The 15493-nt window shown below is 60.5% G+C and carries 14 protein-coding genes and 2 pseudogenes; 15 read left to right on the forward strand and 1 reads right to left on the reverse strand.

Going from position 1 to position 15493, the window contains the following annotated elements; all coding sequences use genetic code 11:
* The first annotated feature begins 200 nt into the window (after nucleotides 1–200).
* From OMP40_RS05855 to ftsH, 15 genes and pseudogenes are all read left to right on the forward strand, one after another.
* Nucleotides 201–551 (forward strand): hypothetical protein, encoded by a 351-nt coding sequence (locus OMP40_RS05855; protein WP_277529948.1) that lies wholly within the window; start codon nucleotides 201–203, stop codon nucleotides 549–551.
* Nucleotides 481–2856, forward strand: coding sequence for an Ig-like domain-containing protein (locus tag OMP40_RS05860; protein ID WP_277529950.1), 2376 nt, complete (start codon nucleotides 481–483; stop codon nucleotides 2854–2856). The genes OMP40_RS05855 and OMP40_RS05860 overlap by 71 nt, the downstream gene beginning before the upstream one ends.
* 59 nt (nucleotides 2857–2915) lie before the next feature.
* Entirely contained in the window at nucleotides 2916–3650 is a 735-nt protein-coding gene (locus OMP40_RS05865; RefSeq protein ID WP_277529952.1) for a hypothetical protein, read from the forward strand.
* Between the two features lie 820 nt (nucleotides 3651–4470).
* Nucleotides 4471–5910, forward strand: a complete 1440-nt coding sequence (locus OMP40_RS05870; RefSeq protein ID WP_277529953.1) for a spore germination protein — start codon at nucleotides 4471–4473, stop codon at nucleotides 5908–5910.
* A gap of 1 nt (nucleotide 5911) precedes the next feature.
* On the forward strand, nucleotides 5912–6721 hold the full coding sequence (locus OMP40_RS05875; RefSeq protein ID WP_277529955.1) for a Ger(x)C family spore germination protein: 810 nt from the start codon (nucleotides 5912–5914) through the stop codon (nucleotides 6719–6721).
* A gap of 101 nt (nucleotides 6722–6822) precedes the next feature.
* The gene (locus OMP40_RS05880) at nucleotides 6823–7107 is read left to right on the forward strand and encodes a Ger(x)C family spore germination C-terminal domain-containing protein (protein ID WP_277529957.1); all 285 of its coding nucleotides are present in this window, start codon (nucleotides 6823–6825) and stop codon (nucleotides 7105–7107) included.
* Nucleotides 7097–7330 carry a hypothetical protein gene (locus OMP40_RS05885; protein WP_277529959.1) on the forward strand — a complete coding sequence of 78 codons (234 nt, stop codon included), beginning with the start codon at nucleotides 7097–7099 and terminating at the stop codon, nucleotides 7328–7330. The genes OMP40_RS05880 and OMP40_RS05885 overlap by 11 nt, the downstream gene beginning before the upstream one ends.
* Before the next feature lie 18 nt (nucleotides 7331–7348).
* Entirely contained in the window at nucleotides 7349–7831 is a 483-nt protein-coding gene (locus OMP40_RS05890) for a GerAB/ArcD/ProY family transporter (protein ID WP_277529961.1), read from the forward strand.
* 116 nt (nucleotides 7832–7947) lie between these two features.
* Nucleotides 7948–8076, forward strand: a complete 129-nt coding sequence (locus OMP40_RS05895; RefSeq protein ID WP_277529964.1) for a hypothetical protein — start codon at nucleotides 7948–7950, stop codon at nucleotides 8074–8076.
* A gap of 10 nt (nucleotides 8077–8086) precedes the next feature.
* Nucleotides 8087–8488: pseudogene (locus OMP40_RS05900) on the forward strand (hypothetical protein); the annotation flags it as partial.
* A 113-nt stretch (nucleotides 8489–8601) separates the two neighbouring features.
* Nucleotides 8602–9355 (forward strand): annotated as a pseudogene (locus tag OMP40_RS05905) (vWA domain-containing protein).
* The gene (tilS, locus tag OMP40_RS05910) at nucleotides 9339–11126 is read left to right on the forward strand and encodes a tRNA lysidine(34) synthetase TilS (RefSeq protein WP_277529968.1); all 1788 of its coding nucleotides are present in this window, start codon (nucleotides 9339–9341) and stop codon (nucleotides 11124–11126) included. The pseudogene OMP40_RS05905 and the gene tilS (OMP40_RS05910) overlap by 17 nt, the downstream one beginning before the upstream one ends.
* A 64-nt stretch (nucleotides 11127–11190) precedes the next feature.
* Nucleotides 11191–11733, forward strand: a complete 543-nt coding sequence (gene tilS / locus OMP40_RS05915) for a tRNA lysidine(34) synthetase TilS (protein WP_277529971.1) — start codon at nucleotides 11191–11193, stop codon at nucleotides 11731–11733.
* A gap of 23 nt (nucleotides 11734–11756) precedes the next feature.
* Nucleotides 11757–12299, forward strand: coding sequence for a hypoxanthine phosphoribosyltransferase (hpt, locus tag OMP40_RS05920; RefSeq protein WP_277529973.1), 543 nt, complete (start codon nucleotides 11757–11759; stop codon nucleotides 12297–12299).
* A gap of 104 nt (nucleotides 12300–12403) precedes the next feature.
* Nucleotides 12404–14422 carry an ATP-dependent zinc metalloprotease FtsH gene (gene ftsH, locus OMP40_RS05925; protein ID WP_277529975.1) on the forward strand — a complete coding sequence of 673 codons (2019 nt, stop codon included), beginning with the start codon at nucleotides 12404–12406 and terminating at the stop codon, nucleotides 14420–14422.
* Between the two features lie 88 nt (nucleotides 14423–14510).
* Here ftsH and OMP40_RS05930 read toward each other — a convergent pair whose 3' ends face one another.
* The gene (locus OMP40_RS05930; RefSeq protein WP_277529977.1) at nucleotides 14511–15404 is read right to left on the reverse strand and encodes a hypothetical protein; all 894 of its coding nucleotides are present in this window, start codon (nucleotides 15402–15404) and stop codon (nucleotides 14511–14513) included.
* Nucleotides 15405–15493 lie beyond the last annotated feature (89 nt).

A 15493-nucleotide genomic window follows, 5' to 3' on the forward strand; every position in this document is an offset into this window, starting at 1 on the left:
TTTCGTTTCCGCGACAAACTCGGCTTCCCTTCGACAGGTTCCGGCGGAGCGGCCCGGGTCCGGGCGAGACTCTTGTCTCATGACGGTCACATGACCGGCGACACTAGCTTGTTACCATTCGAATTGACAAAATTAGGATGGATGACGGACGGTGCTTCCGCCGTTTTACCTTTAACAGCGAAACGGAGATGAATGATGGAATGGCAAACGAAAATCCCTCGAAGGCCGGCCAGGAACCGATGATCAAGCTTCAACCGAACGGGGTCGCGCCGGTGCTCAGCTACAACGTGCCGGAACCGACGGCGTACAGCGGGCGCAACTTCATCGACCTGCAGCTGCACGACGGCTACTTCCTGCCGACGGCGGCGCGCAGCGGCTTGCAGCGGGAAGGGCTGCTCGCCGCAGCGACGGCTTGCGTCCGCGGCGCCGGAGCTTTCCTCCGCGGAGCTGCTTCTGGCGAAGCAGCGTTCGGGCGAGCGGATGACGACGCGCTTCGCCAATCTGACGCCGGAGGAGGTCGAGCGCCAGGAAGCGGAGGGCCGCAAGTTTAACGTCACGAAGACGATGACCGGAGCGCTTTCTTATGTATTCACGCAGGCGGCCCCGGTGATCGAACCGGCTTTGGACGCGGGGCCGTCCGCCCGCGCCGGCATGCTGAGATCGGCCGAAGGCGGCGTCGCCGCGGAGACGGACGGCTATGTCCCTTCGATGCTGCCGCGCGAGCCGCTGCCGGGAGATCCCGATCCGTATCCGGAACCGGATCCGGTCGAGCTGTCGGTCAGCATCGCGTCTCCGGCAGCGAACGGAACGGTCACCGGGCCGTATACGGGTGCGACGTTGGAGATTCGCGGCACGGCATCGGTCGTAAGCGGCGCAGGGAGCATCGCCTACGTGCAGGTGCAAGTCGGCAACGGCGCGTTCCAGGCGGCCACGCTGTCCGGCAGCCAGTGGTCCTATACGACCACGGTGACGACGCCGGGACCGGTCTCGATCACGGCCAAGGCGAAGCACTCGGCCTCGCTGCTCACGACGTCGAGCAAGATCAACGTCACGGTTCAGCTCGCCGCCGAACCGGACACGGCCGTGCCGACCGTGAAGATCGTCACGCCGTCCGCCGGCGCGCTGCTCAGCAGCAAGGGCGGGGCCGCGGTGAACGTCACGGTGGAAGGGACCGCGGGGGACAATCGTGGCGTCGCCCGCGTCGAGCTGTCGGTCGACGGCACGGCCGCGCAGCTGGCGGAGAGCGCGAACGGCTACGCGAACTGGAAGAAGACGGTCACGCTCACCGGCGGCAGCCATACGATCGTCGCCAAAGCGTTCGACGCGGCGGGCAATACGGGCACGCACAGCATCACGCTGCTGGTCGACGCCTCGCCCCCCACGGTGAGCATCGCCACGCCGGCTAACAACGCGCAGGTATCGGGTCCGTATTCGCAAGGGGCGATCATCCAGGTGACGGGCTCTGCGGCGGATGCGGGCGGGATCGCCTACGTCGAGCTGGCGCTCGACCTGAGTCCGGTCGGCGTCCGCGCCGCGGAGAAGTCGCCGGGCGACTGGTCGGCCTGGAAGGGCACGCTCACGCTGAATGAACCGGGCAAGCATACGGTTACGGCGCGGGCCTACGACAACGCGGGCAACCTGGTCGAGACGACGATCGCCGTGAACGTCACGATCACGCCCGAGGTCAACTCGCGGCTCAAGCGCATCATCCTCGTCGAGTCGTACCGGCTGTCTTCGTATTTAGCCAATTATGGCGCGGGGCGTACGATCAAGACGTTTTCCCTGCTGCCCGGCGAGAAGAGCAAGATCAGCATCCGCTCCTACGCGCAGAGCGAGTCGACGATGAAGAGCGCCGCGACGATCCTCGATTCCGTGACGGACGATATCTCCGAGGAGTTCGAACAGTCGATCGCCAAGGAGCAGGCGGATCAGAAGAACTACGAGGAGAGCAACGAGTATAAGGTAGGCGCCGAAGTGGGCGCCAGCTGGGGCTGGGGCAGCGCCAAGGTAAGCGCCAGCATGAGCGGCGGCACCAACGCGGCGCGGGAGCAGTTCGCCAAGAACGTCTCCAACAACACGCAAAAGCACGTCGCCAAAGCATCCGCGCGGCGCGACGTGCAGATCAACACGACCTACGAGGACAAGAGCACGACCGGCGAAGAGTCGACGATCGTTCGCGAGATCGAGAACATCAACGTCAGCCGTACGCTCAACTTCGTTTTCCGCCAGATGAACCAGGAGTTCATCACGCTGCTCCATCTCGTTGACGTGCGCATCGGCTACTTCACGATCGACACGGTCAACGGCAAAGAGGAGAAGGTGTACCGCGAAGTCACGCTGCCGCAGCTCGACGCGCTGCTCGAAGAGATGATCGTGCCGGACAAACGCACGGAAGTTCGCAACGCCATCATTTATCAGCTTGCCAACATTTTCGACTATCAGGATAAGCACCATCGGTTCGTGGAGGAGCAACCGTTCAAGGACGAGGACGGCAACGTCATCCCGTCGTCGAACTACCTGCGCGTCAAAAAAGGACTATACGTCCGTCTACCACGACGAGTCGACGGGAACTTCGATCTCGGTGCCGGGCATCATCTTGGCTGTCAACCGCCATGTGCTGCGGACGGACGGCATCGTCGTCGAAGCGCTGCTCGGCCAGGGCGAGGCGCTCGACAGCTACTCCCGCAACCTGCAGACCGAATCGGTCCGCGAGAAGGAGCTCCGCAACTCGCTGCTCGAAGCCGAAGTCGAGATGAAGCGGCTGGCGGTCCAGATTCTCACCGACAAGGACGAGGCGGCGGCGCAGATCTATGCCCTGCTCAACCCGGCCCCGGTCGTTCAAGAGGATCAGGATGACGCCGGCGCGGGCAGCTCTTCGCTCGTGGCCGCCGGCACCAGGTAAGGGCGGGTCCGCGATGGGAGACCCGCTCAAGTTAAAGCGCAATGAGGAAAAGGTGCTGGAGGAAAAGTCGCTTCTGCGCTCGGCGAAGGCCGTTTACGACGAATACAAGCTGTTCGCGGCGCGCGAGGGCGGCAACTTCCTGCTCAAGCAGCTGGTGAACCTGATCGCCGAGAGTCCGAACGCCAATCACTTTTTCGATTATCACAAAGTCCATGCGCAGTATCTGGCCCAGATCTTGTACGCGGTCGGCAAGATGGCGCCGATCGAGCAGGAGATCGAGAGCGTGCGCATGAACGTCGACGCCTATCTGAGGGAGACCGGGCAGCTGCTCGACGCCGTCGCGCAGTTCTCTGCCGATCCGCTTGCCGGCATCCGCAATCCCGTAGTCATCCTGGAGATCGCGAGAGACCCGAAGGCTGCCGCGGCGTACGACGATATTCTGGATACCTACCAGAAGGCGGCGCAGCTCGCGCTCTCCGGGCTTTCCAACGCCGCTTCGCAGGGCAGGGCGATGGAGCAGGAGACGCGGCAGCAGGCGCAGGCGATTCTGGACAAACTGAATGCCATGACGCCGACGATCCCGGCCGATCAAGTGTTCATCGGCGCCGCCAAGAAGAGGGTCCAGTTCATCCAGCTCGACCTGATGACCAAAGTGCAGGATACGCGCGCACGCGCGGAGGCCGCCGCGAAGCGGATCGAGCCGCTGCTCGCGGACGTGCGCCAGATCGACCGGATCGGCAGGCGGTAGAGCCGACTTCCGCGCATCCGTTCTGAAAAGGGGCTGTCCCGAAAGGTTCATTAACCGACCTTGGAGACGGCCCCTTTTTTTGACGTTTCAGAAAGTATAAGTTTTACCTATCCATTTCTGAACGCTCCGATAAAAACGTATCGCCGTCTTTAAGGACGACGAATCTGAAAGGATAAAATCACGGAGAAATCACGGCTTCACTCGTTAAGCGTCAGGGGGGCAGTCGGAAAGGTAAGCGGGGTGGTTCAAATCGGAAACGGCGTGCAGCCGCGGAAGGCAAGTCAGGCAAGGGGTATCGGACCCAGGAGCCTTAATTTCTTAAAAACCGGTCCAAATGGCGATGGTTCCGGACCGGAAGGGCGTTATTCATCCGGATCACGGTTAAAAAAAGGCCGGCAACCCCGAAATAGCGGCGCCTGGGTCCGCGAGCAGGCCGCCAATGGCGATTTGAACAATAATAAGGGCGCCTCAGTCCGTCAGCCACGCGAATGCACAAACCCAAAGCCCGTTGGGGGCTTTTTTATTTGCATTGCAACACAAATAGAGACCGTTCAGGTATAGCCCTAGCATTCACTCGAGCATTCACTGGAGCATTCAATTGGAGGGGAAGATCCTGCGCGATTACGCTGATCCTGACACAGTTGAGCGGGAAACTTGGGGATATAAGACGGGGCGCAAGCGCAAGCTGCGTGCGTTGACGGGCGGTCGGCTGCGACAAGCCTGAATTTTCATAAACGAATAGCCGACAGCCATTTTTCCCATAATAAACGAGCGACTAGGCGGGCGAACGCGCCGAAGAACGGTTCAAGGCGGTGGAATCATGGAGACCAGGCGAATGCCCGTTCAAGCGTCCGCCGCAAGCAACGTGCGTTCCATACGCGAGTTATTCCAGCAAAACGAATACCTGGTCGTCCGCGACATAAGCGCCGCGGCGAGCGGGCGCGCGATTCTTGTCTATATCAACGTGCTGATCGACGAAAAAGCGTTGAACGAATTCGTGATCCGCAAAATCAGCGAAGATCAAAGCCGGCCGGGCCGGATATCGAGCGGCTCCGTTCTGGACTCCCTGCATACGGTAAGCAGCGTCGTATCGATCCCGCGGATCGACGCGGCGGCGGCGTTCATCGCCGATGCCGGCATCGTCCTGTTCGCGGACGATCATCCGTCTGCTTACGGAATCAAGCTTCCCGGCTACGAGACCCGCGCGATCGAAGAGCCGAAGATCGAGGTTAACGTCAGAGGTCCGCGCGAGAGCTTTATCGAAGATCTGCACACGAATCTCAGCCTGATTTTCCGAAAGCTGAAGACGCCGGACCTGAAGACGATCACTTATATTATCGGATCCGAAAGCCGTACGAAAGTCACGCTGCTCTACCTGGAAAGCAAGATCGACCCGAACGTTTTGAACGAGCTCAAGCGCAGAATCGGCCAAATTCAGCTCGATATTTTAACCGTGAACACGCAGATCGAAGAACGAATTCAGGACAGCACGTGGTCGCCCTTCCCGCAAATCTTCAACACGGAGCGTCCCGATCGCGTCGTTACCGCTTTAAACCGGGGCAAGGCGGCCATCATCGCGGACGGAACGCCGATCGCGCTGATCGCGCCGACCACCTTCTTCGAGATGATGCATCCCAGCGAAGATCTTTACGAACGTTTTTACTTCGCCAACTTCCTTCGCGCCCTCCGGTTGATCACTTTATTCATTTCGTTATTCGGCCCTGCCCTGTATATTGCAGTCACGACTTTTCATTTGGAAATGATCCCGACGCCGCTGATGATGGCTTTCCTTTCCTCCAAGGCCGGCGTTCCTTTTCCGACCTTCGTCGAAGCGATCCTGATGGAAGTCGCGTTTGAAATTCTCCGGGAGGCCAGCCTGCGGCTGCCGAGAGCCGTAGGACAGTCGGTCAGCATCGTCGGCGCCCTGGTTATCGGGGAGGCGGCCGTTCAATCCGGGATCGTCTCGCGCCCGATGGTCATCGTCGTCGCGATGACGGGCATTGCCTCATTTACGATTCCCGCCTTCAGCACCGCGATCTCGTTTCGAATGCTGCGGTTTCCTTTCATGCTGCTGGCGGCCTACGACGGCGTGCTGGGCATCTCCCTGGGGTTCCTCGCGCTGCTTTGTCATCTGTGCTCGCTTCAGTCGTGCGGCGTACCTTTCCTGAATCCCGTCAGCGACAAAGGATGGAGAGAGACGCTCCAAAAATTCATTCTCCCCCCCGTTAAATACAGAGCCCGGAACAAGGGAGGCTCCTAGCGTGGAATTCCGCAGAAAAAATCAAGCCGGCCTCAAGGGCGTGCTGCTGCTGGCCATGCTTTTCCCGCTTGCCGCCGGTTGTTCGCCCGACGTGACGGAGATTAGCGATCTGACGCTCATCATGGCCGTCGCCATCGATTACGATCCGAAGACGGATCGGTATACGATATCGACCTACAACGTCATGCCGACTTCGCTAAGCACCGAAAAATCCGCCAAGCTTACGGGTTGGGTGGTCAGCACAAGCGGGGCCTCCATTTTGGAGACCGCCAGAAATCTCAGAGGACTCGTCGGCAACCGGATGATCTGGCAGCACAATAAATTCGCGTTGATCGGGGAAGAAGCCGCCCGGCATTCCTTTTACGGCATTATGGATTTTCTGATGCGCAATCGCCAGGTCCGCTTGTCGAGCTACTTGATCGTGAGCGAGGGCAAGGCCGCCGACAAGCTGAACGTCAAAGTCGCCAGCGGAGACCTGCTGTCCAACGATTTGCTGGGCAAAGTCCGAAATGAAAAAGAATGGGGAAAAAGCATCATGCTGAGCGTTCATGAAATCGCGAACTGGTATCCCAGTCCCTACAGAGGATTCGCAACCGGCAAAATAAGCGTCGAAAGTCAGCCCGCCAACAGGGAGCAAGCGCTGAGCCTGCGGGGGAGGGGCGGTGATCGACAAGGGCAAGTTCAAGCAATGGATCGGCGGCGACGACGTGCTCGCCGTTCAACTGCTGTCCGCCCAAAAGAAATGGAAGGACATGGAGTTCGTGATTTCCGTTGCGCAGAAGGCGAATCAGCGCGCCACTTTATTTGTTAAGGAGACCTGGCAATCCGTCCATACCGGCTTTAGGAACGGCAGGCCATGGGTCGATATCGCATTGAGCTTTTCTGCGACGCTGGGGGGAGATCGACCAGCCTTTGCCGCTCGACGACCCGGCGGAGATCCGCGCGCTCGAACAGGCCGCATCGCGCGCGCTCGAACGCAGGATCGGCGGCAGCGTCGCTTATTTTCAGCGCGACCTTCGTACGGACGTCATCGGCTTCTCGGATCGGTTCGCGCAGCGGCATCCGAAGGGATGGGCGGCCGCGAAGGCCGATTGGTCCGAGCTATACCCATCCATGCCGATCCGCGTTCGGGCGGACGTGAGGATCGACAGGCTGGGCATGATTCAATATTCTAAGGCGCGCGCCAATGCTGACTAACGCGGTATGCCTGGTCGCGATCGGGTACGGGATCGGAGCCTGCCTCTCCTGCTGGAGACGTCTTCGATTCCGCGAAGGCGCCGTCATCCTTGCATTGTGCGCCGTCGTCGCGGCCTATTGCGCGCCGGTCGTCGGCAAAGAGATGCCGACGGTGGAGTCCGTAAACAAATGGATCTATGGCCCGGTATCCGGCTACGCGCTTAAGAAACTGGGAATCGGCTAGGAGGACTGAAGCGAGCGGATGCTGGATCGTATATCCCCCGGCGCATGGATTTGCCTGATTTTCAGCTTTATTTCGGGTTTTTCGACGCTGTTTCTTCAGGAAGCGAAATTGCTCGGGCCGGACGTGTGGATGTCGTACATATGCGGCATCGCGATATCGTTCGGCGTTTTGTGCGTGTTTTATGCCATACAGCGGTCCTATCCGGACTTGCCTATGCCCGCGGTATTCGACCGGCTGCTGGGCAAAAATACCGCGAAAATCGTTCTTGGACTCTATTTGGCGTATATCCTGGAAATTCAGGGCGCGGCTTTTCAGGCCTTGACCTCGTTCTACCGAACGGTCGTGCTTCCGAACGCCTCTTCCGGCCACATCATCCTGCTCCTTGCCTTGACGACCGCCTATGCGTCGAGTCTCGGTCTCGGCACGATCGTCCGGACGGTGCAGGTGCTGCTGTCGTTCTTCTTGTTTTTTTATGCTCCTCATCATTGTGTTTATTTATAAAAACGTCACGATCGATCCGTTTTTGCCGATTTTTCAGCATCGGGCGCCCGAGATCGTTTACGGCAGCTTTCTCACTTTTTACTTTCCTTTCGGCAAATCGATCGTCTTTTGTTTTTTTGTTCTCCCGCGTGGACAACGGCCGCAAGCTGCTGCCGTACACGCTGATCGCGCTGCTGCTCGCAGGCCTCTATTTGTTCGCGGCGACGTACCTGTCGTTCGGTTCGCTGGGGATGAACTTTTTTTAAGAGCGCCACCTTCCCCTTTTTCTCGGCGATACAGCTTGTTAAGTTCGGCGAGTATCTCGAACGAATCGAGATCGTGATCATCGGCATTTGGACCGTTTTCACGTTGTTCGAAATTATCGTTCTTCAATTTGTTTTTATGCAGCTGTTCGTCCATCTTTTCGGCATCAAGCGCGACCGCGTCTTTTGGCTGCCGGTGGGGCTGCTGTTTTTCGCGCTGGCGGACAGAAGCTTTATACACCAGGACGACCTCTCCTTTTATAACTTTCGAATCGCTCCTTTTTCAACGTTTCTTCCTACGGTGGTCGTTCCTCTGCTGCTGTTGCTCGTCTCGCTGCTGAAAAAGACGGACGGTCGGGCGGAAGGTCCGCCACTCCTTGCGGGTCCGGACGATTTACGGTCACCTCGCGACTGAATGGCTGTCTTGCGCGCATCCCGTTCCTGACGGTTCCTGCGATGAGACGGTTAAATCTTCCTTCTTCTGGCGACACTGGAGCTAGAATGATAGCGATAGAAGGAGTGAGGCGCATGAGACAAATCCTGCTGATCACGGACGGCTGCTCGAACGTCGGGGATAGCCCGGCCATCGCGGCGTCCATCGCGCAAGCGGAGGGCATATCCGTCAATGTCGTCGGCATCGTGGACGATGGAGGCATCGGCGAGCAGGGGGGCGCTGGAGATCGCGGAGATCGCGCGGGCGGGCGGCGGCATGAGCCGGATCGTATCGCCGGCGCTGCTGTCCCGGACGGTGCAGATGATGACGCGGCAGACGGTGCAAGGAACGATTCGCGGCGAGGTCAACAGGGAGCTTCGGCAAATCTTCGGCGTGGATTCCGCGGCGGAGCTGCCGCCGGACAAGCGGGCGGAGATCGTGCGCGTCATGGAGGATCTGGGCGAAACGGCGGAGCTGCGCGTGGCGCTGTTGATCGACGCCAGCGCGAGCATGAAGCCGAAGATGAGAGCCGTCGAGGAAGCGGTGCGGGACTTGGCGCTGAGCCTGCAGGCGAGACGCGGCGAGAGCGCGGTCTCGGTGTTTCACTTTCCCGGCGAGCGTTCGCACGAGGCCTGTCTGCTTGATCTGGACTGGACGGACCGCGCCGATCGCATCGGTCAGATTTTCGGGCGCATCAGCATGAAAGGGACGACGCCGACGGGCCCCGCGCTTTTGCGCGTGGTGGAGTTTTTCCGGGAAACTTGTGGTAAACTGGAAACAGAACCGCAGCACACCGCGCCTGCGAGGCGCGACGATACGGACGGGATGCGGAGTGACTACGTCGTCTGACGCGCGCGTGCCGGCCGGAACGGTACTGCGCGGCAAGTGGAACGGACGTTCATACCGGCTGGAGCGCATGCTCGGGATCGGGGCGAACGGGCAAGTCTATATGGCGGTCAGCGGACTGCGTACCTATGCGCTGAAGATCGGCATGCAGCTCGAAGACCTTCAAGCGGAAGCGAACGTGCTCGCCTCGCTGGACCGGCGGGAGCGGAAGCGTCCGCCTTTTCTGCTGGACGTGGACGATGCGGAGTGGCAGGGCCGGGTCTTGCCTTTTTACGTCATGCAATATGTGCCGGGCGTACCGGTGAAGACCTATCTGGCCGAGCATGGAGGCGCCTGGTACGGCGTCGTCGGGTATCGCCTGCTGAACCGGCTCGCGGAGCTGCATGCGGCGGGCTGGGCATTCGGGGACGTCAAGAGCGACAATATTCTCGTCACCGATTACGGCCGGGTGTCGCTCGTCGACTACGGCGGCATGACGGCGATGGGGCGTTCGGTGCGGCAGTTCACGGAAGTGTACGACCGCGGCTACTGGTCGGCGGGCAGCCGGACGGCGGATCCGTCGTACGACGTATTTTCCGTGGCCGTGCTATGGATCCACGCGCTCGACGGCAAGCGGCTTGCTGCACATGACCAAGATGCTGCTGCCGCAGAACCGGCACCCGCGCGAGCTGATGGCGCTGGTCCGCAGCCATGCCGAGCTGAAGAAGATGGAAGGCTGGATGGAGCTGGCGCTTTACGGCAAGTTCAAGGACGCCCGCGAGGCGTCCGCGCACTGGCGCGATCGCATGCGGGCGGCGGCCGAAGAGGCCGTTCACGTGAGCCGCGGCAAGGTGCCGGGGTGGATGGCGGGACTGTTCGCCGCTTCGCTCCTGTTGTGCGTGTCCGCCGCCGCGTTCTGGCTGCTTCAATAGAAGGGGAATTGGGGGAAGTACGAGTGGAGGCGCAAGACGATTTGGCCGTCCGGGTCGCGGGATCGCTGAAGGATACGTTCGGCATCGGTCCGGGCGCGCGCATCGTCGCAGGCGTCTCCGGCGGACCGGACTCGATGGCGATGCTCCATCTGCTGCAGGCGGCGGCCGTCCGGGACGGCTCGCTCGTCATCGCCGCGCACGTCAACCATGGATTCCGCGGGACGGAGTCGGACGCCGAAGCGGCGCTCGTGCGCGAGACCGCGGCCGCCTGGGGGATTCCGTTCGAACTGGCGGAGATCGATATGCCCGCGTATATCGAAGCGACGGGCATGAATGCGCAGGCCGCCTCCCGGGAGCGGAGGTATGCGTTCCTGCGCGACGTCGCGCGGCGCCGCGGCGCCAAGACGATCGCGGTCGCCCATCATGCGGACGATCAGGCGGAGACGGTGCTCATGCGAATGCTGCGCGGGAGCGGCGTGACCGGACTGGCGGGCATTCCCATCCGGCGCGCCGAGGAAGAGTTGGAACTCATCCGCCCCCTGCTGCGTATAACCAAAGGCGAGCTGCTCGCATACAACGAGCGTAACGGCGTGCCGTACGCGACGGACAGCAGCAATGTCAAGACGCGTTACGTCCGGAACGCGATTCGGCTCGAAGCGCTTCCCTATCTCGAACGGTACAATCCGGATCTGCGCGCCGGGTTGGCCCGCCTGGCCGAGCTTGCATCGGCCGACGACGAATATATGGAGGCCGAAGCCCGTCGCGCGCTGGCCGCGGGGGCCAGACGCTCGGGCGAAGGATGGCGGCTCGACGCGCGTTTCGTCCGGGGGGCTTCACCTTGCTTTACAACGCAGAATGATTAAACTAATATTAAATGGTCTTGCAGGACCGCATGCCCAGGCTCGATTCGAGCAGGTGGAAGAGATCGTGGCGATACTGACCGCAGAACGGCCGGACGTCGCCCGCATCGACATCGGGGGCGGGCTTGCGCTGCTTCGGGAGTATAGCCATGCGTACATAGGACCCGTGCCGGACGCGCAAGCCGGCTATGCCTACGTCGCGGAGCTGCCCGCGCGTTCCGATCGGCTCGTGGTGGCGGTGCCGGAGTGCGGCCTTGTGTTCCGGTTCAGCCGGGAGGCCGGGATTTGCGACCCTTCGCCGGGCTCCCGCTGGGAGGCCTTTTTTGACGAGGCGGAGCTTGCGATGCCGCTCGCGGTGCGCAGCCGGAAGCCGGGAGACCGGATGGAGCCTTTGGGACTAAACGGCTCCAAGAAGGTGCAAGATATACTCGTCGACGCGAAGGTTCCCCGCAGCCTGCGTCATCTGAAGCCGCTGCTCGTCGACGGCGAAGGCCGCATCCTCTGGATACCCGGTCTCAGGCGCTCGCGCCACGCCGTGCCTAAGCCGGACTCGGGAGCGGGAGCGACCATCCGCGTGACATGTTCGGAGTCAAGCCATCATACCGTTTAATATCGGCCCGGGAGGTCCCAGCATTGCAGAATGACATTCAAGAAGTACTCTACTCGGAAGAGCAGATCCAATCGAAGGTACGGGAATTGGGAGCCGCCGTCAGCCGCGATTACGAGGGGCGCAACCCGCTGGTAATCTGCGTGTTGAAGGGCGCCTTTATTTTTATGGCCGACCTGTCCAAGAATATCGCGATCCCGATCGAGCTGGACTTCATGGCCGTATCGAGCTACGGCAATTCGACCCGCTCAAGCGGGGAAGTCCGCATCGTCAAGGATCTGGACACTTCGGTCGAGGGCCGCGACATTCTGATCGTCGAGGACATTATCGACAGCGGCCTCACGCTCAGTTATCTGATCGACGTGCTCGAGCGACGCAACGCGAAGTCCGTCCGGGTCGTCGCGCTCTTCGACAAGCCGGGCCGCCGCACCGTCGATCTGAACGCCGACTATACCGGCTTCAGCATTCCCGACGCGTTCGTCGTCGGTTACGGTCTCGACTATGCCGAGCATTACCGCAACCTGCCGTATGTCGGCATTTTAAAAGAAGAAATTTACTCGAACCGCTGAGTACTGCAGCCTTCCGATGGTTTTTCCGCGCAGCCGCGCGTTTTATTGAGATACCAAGACAGGCTATGGTAAAATGATGAAAGCGTGTCGGGAGGAGGTCAGGGATGAATCGGTTTATCCGGAATACGGGATTTTATTTGCTTATATTTTTGGTGACCGTCGGCATCGTCCAGTTCTTCATCGGCAAGAATACGACGACCGAGCCGCTCACCTACAATCAGCTCATGACTGCGATCCAGTCGAAGACCATTCAGGACCTCGAGATGCAGGTCAACCGCGGGACCTATCTGCTGACCGGCCACTTCAAGGAGGGGCAGGCGCCGGAGGGTCACAAGGGCGAGGCCTTCTCGACTCGGATTCAGACCGAGCGCGACGCCGAGACGATCAACGCCGCGGCGGTGGAGCAAGGCTTCGAGCTTAAGAACAAAGCGATGCAGGGCGAGAGCTTCTGGCTGACGTTCCTCACCTCCATCATACCGTTCGTCATTATGTTCATCCTGTTCTTCTTCCTGATCAATCAGGCGCAGGGCGGCGGCGGCAAGGTGATGAATTTCGGCAAGAGCAAGGCCCGTCTCTATAATGAAGAGAAAAAGCGCGTGACGTTCGAGGACGTGGCGGGCGCGGACGAAGAGAAGCAGGAGCTCGTCGAGGTCGTCGAGTTCCTGAAGGATCCCCGCAAGTTCGCCGCGCTCGGCGCCCGCATTCCGAAGGGCGTCCTGCTGGTGGGCCCTCCGGGTACCGGTAAGACGCTGCTGGCTCGCGCCGTAGCGGGCGAAGCCGGCGTGCCGTTCTTCAGCATCTCGGGTTCGGACTTCGTCGAGATGTTCGTCGGCGTCGGCGCATCCCGCGTCCGCGACCTGTTCGAGAACGCGAAGAAGAACGCGCCTTGTATCATCTTCATCGACGAGATCGACGCCGTCGGCCGTCAACGGGGCGCAGGCCTCGGCGGCGGACACGACGAGCGCGAGCAGACCCTGAACCAGTTGCTCGTCGAGATGGACGGCTTCGGCGCGAACGAAGGCATCATCATCGTCGCCGCGACCAACCGTCCGGACATTCTCGACCCCGCGCTGCTTCGCCCGGGCCGCTTCGACCGTCAGATCACGGTCGATCGTCCGGACGTCAAGGGCCGCGAGGCGGTACTCAAGGTTCACGCGCGCAACAAGCCGCTGAACAAGGACGTCAGGCTGGGCACGATCGCCAAGCGGACGACCGGCTTCACCGGCGCCGACCTGGAGAACCTGCTCAACGAAGCGGCGCTCCTCGCGGCGCGCAAGAACAAGAAGGACATCGCGATGCAAGAGGTCGACGAAGCGATCGACCGCGTCATCGTCGGCACGGAGAAGAAGAGCCGCGTCATCAGCGAGCGCGAGAAGCGCATCGTCGCTTATCACGAGTCCGGCCATACGATCGTGGGCTTCTTCCTGGAGCATGCCGACATGGTTCACAAGGTGACGATCATTCCGCGCGGACGCGCGGGCGGCTACGTCATCATGCTGCCGAAGGAAGACCGCATGCTGGTCACGAAGCAGGAGCTGCTCGACAAAGTCACGGGCTTGCTCGCGGGCCGCGTCGCCGAAGAGCTGTTCATCGGCGAGATCGGCACCGGCGCCTATAGCGACTTTAAGCAAGCGACGGGCATCGTGCGCAGCATGATCATGGAATACGGCATGAGCGACAAGCTCGGGCCGATGCAGTTCGGCGCCACGCAGGGCCAAGTGTTCCTCGGCCGCGATATCGGCCACGAGCAGAACTACTCGGACGCGATCGCGTACGAGATCGACCAAGAGATGCAGACGATCATCCAGACCTGCTACGATCGGGCGAAGAAGCTGCTCACCGAGAAGAGCGCCGAAGTTCATCTGCTTGCCAATACGCTACTCTCGCAAGAGACGCTCGAATTGGAGCAGATCAAAGCACTCATCGAGAAGGGCGATATCAACGCCGCATCCGATGGCGACGGCGGCGATTCGGGCGGCGAGCCGACCGGCGTCGACCCGACCATCGACACGCTCGGCGGCAACGTCCGTGTCCGCATCACGCCGCGCGACGAAGAGACGAACGCCAATCAGACCCCTCCGAATCCGGATCAACGGAACGACGAGGGCAACGAGCCGAAGTAACGCGTTATACGAACAAACCCGCGATCCGCTGCATTTTGCAGCGGCATCGCGGTTTTTTGCGCGTTGCGCTTAATTAAGCAGGATCGTTCTATTCCGGCTCGGTCAGCGAGACGAAGCGCACTTTGCCGTCCTTGAACAGCAGATGGAAAGAAAGGGAATCGCCGATTCGATAACTCCATTTCGTCTCCGTGCGAGCGTCGGGCGAACCCAGCCTGGCGACGACCTCGTCCTGCGACAAACCCACCTTGACGCCGTCCGATGTCGCGTAGTCGGATATTCCGATCGAAAAAACGACGGTGCCCGGCAGCTTCATGACTTCCGGGTACAAGGAATTGCGTTCCGGTCGCTCCGCGAACTGGATCAATCCGCGGCCGCCGGCGAGATCGTCGTAGCTGGGGATGCCGGAGGACTTAAGCAAAAATTTTTTCTCCCAGCCGAGGTAATCGAGACCGCCTATCGCTAGACGGGACCGGTCGTACGATTGTGCGCTACGTTGGGCAGTGCTGTCTATTAACGGTTCATTCCGCGCTTGCTCGTAAAGCTGGCCGTACGCAGACCATTCACTGTTATTGAAGAGCGTCTCCTTCAGCAACCATACCCGGGCGCTTGCCAGAAATATCCGTTTTGTATCGGGCAAGCCATAAACGTTGTTGGATGGGTCGTAATCGATCGCATAGCTTCCCCCATCCTTCGTCGTGAAGGTCATCAGGCTAGCCGTCGTGGCGATCGTATCGTCATTTCCTTGTACGATCGCTTCCGCCAGATTTAACTGGTACAGATTTTGCAGGATGACGTCGTATCGTTCCTTAGGGACTTCAACCGAGCGATTGAGATGCCGGTCCAGCCAGCGAATGCCGACGATGTCTTCGGCCTTGAACGGCAGTTGCTCGCCCAGCAGGCCGGAAAAGCGCGCAATCTTGATCGGTCTGGCGCCGGCGATGTTCGATGGGGACGCGGCAACCGTCGGGGTCGGGCTGTTCAACCGGGAGGAGCCTCCTCTTTCGTGACGCAGAGACCCCAAGTATACGGTTCCTGCGATCAAGATAGCCGCGATGCCAAAAAAGCGCCGTC

Source organism: Cohnella rhizosphaerae, assembly GCF_029525575.1.
Lineage (GTDB): Bacteria > Bacillota > Bacilli > Paenibacillales > Paenibacillaceae > Cohnella > Cohnella rhizosphaerae.